This is a genomic window from Sphingomonas sp. CFBP 8765, assembly GCF_014841445.1.
GTDB classification, from domain to species: domain Bacteria; phylum Pseudomonadota; class Alphaproteobacteria; order Sphingomonadales; family Sphingomonadaceae; genus Sphingomonas; species Sphingomonas aerolata.
The window spans coordinates 1-2494 of sequence record NZ_JACYTY010000025.1 but is presented as its reverse complement, the minus strand read 5'-3'; the positions used below and the strand labels follow the sequence as shown (position 1 = coordinate 2494).

The window sequence follows — 2494 nt, the reverse complement described above, 5'->3', positions numbered from 1 at the left end:
CCGAGGCTGTCCCTGCAACTGTAAGCGGCGAGCGCGATGCATTTCGCTTCTTCCTGCAAAGGAAGGAGCAGCCACTGGGCCAGACGTTTCGTCATGAGGGCCTGGGAAGGCCGTGCATCGTGTGATGACCCGTGAGCCAGGAGACCTGCCGGCGTCTGGTCGCTCTTGCCTGGCCCAGGGGGTGGCCGCGGCACGGTACTCCGTCGAGCGACGACGTGTGCGGTGGGGACCGCACGGGCATGCGTGCCGGTCGCAATCGCGTCCGGCTGGCGCGGATGTCGGCCGTTCGCGGGAGGTCCCTGCCGGGTTCGCCAGACGCCCGGGGGATTACCGTAATGCCGTTCCTATTGTCTCGCCTCGCGCTCGCGGGGGCTATTCTGTCGCCTGTCTTCGCAGCACAAGTCCACGCCCAGTCCGTGCCGGATCCCGATACCAAGGACATCCTGATCGTCGGACAGCATGCCCAGGACACGCTCACCACGCCGAATGCGACCGGCAGCCGCCTGGGGCTCACGCCGCTCGAGACCCCCGCGACGATCTCGGTCATCGATGGCGCCACGATCCGCGCGCGCGGCGACCTGTCGGTGATCGACGCGACGAGCCGCGCACCGGGCATCAGCAACGCCGGAAACCCCGGCAATGGCGGCACCGCGCTCGCCGCGCGCGGCTTCAGCGGCCAGGGATCCGTGCTTCAGCTGATCGACGGTATAAGGCTGTTCCCGGCTGCCGGCACGATAACCTTTCCGACCGATCCGTGGATGGTCGAGCGGATCGACATCCTGAGCGGCCCGGCCTCGGTGCTCTACGGCCAGGGCGCGCTGGGCGGCGCGGTAAATGTCCTGATGCGCAAACCCGATACGCAGCGGACGCATGTGGAGGGGGAGATCGGCTATGGCTCGCAGGACAGCTTCCATCTCGCGGCGGGCGCAGGGGGGCCGATCACCGAGCGCCTCTCCTACCGCATCGACGGCAGCTATCGCCGATCGGACGGCTATGTCGATCGCGGCCAGTCGCGCAGCCATGCCGTGTCGGGCACGCTGCGCTGGGCACCGACCGACACGCTCGTCGTCACCGCGCGGGACGATTATGGCGACCAGAAGCCGATGCGCTATTTCGGTACGCCGCTGATCGACGGTCGGCTCGACGACCGCATCCGGGAGCGCAACTACAACACACGCGACGGCGTCATCCGCTACCGGGACAACCGCACCAGCCTGCAGGTCGACTGGACGCCGAGCGATGTGGTCACCGTCAGCAACCAGGCCTATCGCCTCAGCTCCAAACGCTCCTGGCTCAATCTCGAAACCTATTGCTGGGTCGCCGCAGACGGGGTCTGCGCCAACGGCAGTGGCAACACCGGCACACCCGGTGGCATCCTGCGTACCGACATGACCGGCATCGTCCATGATCAGACGCAGTGGGGCGACCAGGGCAGCGTGACGTTCAGGACGGGCATCGCCGATGGCGTCGGCAACGACTTGGTCATGGGCTTCGATGTCAACCTTATCAAACTGACATATTCCCACAATTTCGGGTCTGACCCGCAGGTTTCGGAGGTCGATCCCTTCGCGTTCGATCCCGGTCTGATCATCGACACGCAAGGCATCGCACCGCGCTATCGCACGCGCACGACCGAATATGCGGTCTTCGCCGAGGACCGGCTGAAGCTCGGAACGCACGTCTCGATCGTCGGTGGCGTCCGCTTCGAGCGCGACACGATCCGCCGCTGGTCGATCGACTATCCGGGCGGCACCGGCACCGAGACGTTCGTGCTCGCCAAGCAACTGCACAATCTGACCTGGCGGGTCGGGAGCGTCTATCAACCGATCACGACGGTGTCGCTCTATGCGCAGTATGCCACCGGCGTGGACCCACTGGGGACGCTGACCACCTATTCGACCGGGCAGGTGCAGTTCAGCAACGCGGTTGGCGATCAGGTCGAGGTCGGCGCGAAGGCCGTGTTCCTCGACGGTCGCGGCACCGCCACCCTCGCCGCCTATCGCATCGTCAAGAAACGCCTGCTGGCACAGTTGACCCCGACGAGCCCGGTCGAGCAGGTCGGCCAGCGATCTGCCAAGGGGATCGAGGCCGCGGTATCGCTCGATCTGCCCTACGGCGTCGGGATCGATGCAAACGGCAGCGTGCTCAACGCGACGTTCGACGACTTCGTCTCCGGCGGCTCGAGCTTCGACGGCAACACCCCGCCAGACGTCCCCGAGACGCTCGCCAATCTCTGGCTGCGCTGGAACGCAACGCGTGCGCTCCAGGCGCGCGCCGGGCTGCGCTACGTCGGGCGCCGCTATTCGGACAACGCCAACAGCTTTCGCGTCCCCAGCTACACCATGGTCGATGCCACGCTTTCCTATGCAGTGACGCCACGGCTCGCGGTCGACATCCACGGCTACAATTTATTCGACCGAAACTATGCGATCAGCACGTACAACAACCAGCAATGGGTGCTCGGCCGTCCCCGCGCGGTCGACGTCTCGCTTCG

Annotated in this window: 1 protein-coding gene and 1 riboswitch; the gene reads left to right on the top strand. The window is 66.0% G+C overall.

Annotated features, from left to right (window positions below; all coding sequences use genetic code 11):
• Nucleotides 1-167, top strand: a riboswitch (cobalamin riboswitch). This riboswitch is flagged as partial in the annotation.
• A gap of 249 nt (nt 168-416) precedes the next feature.
• On the top strand, nt 417-2494 hold a 2078-nt coding region (locus IFT87_RS20060; RefSeq protein ID WP_342211215.1), incomplete at its 3' end, for a TonB-dependent receptor.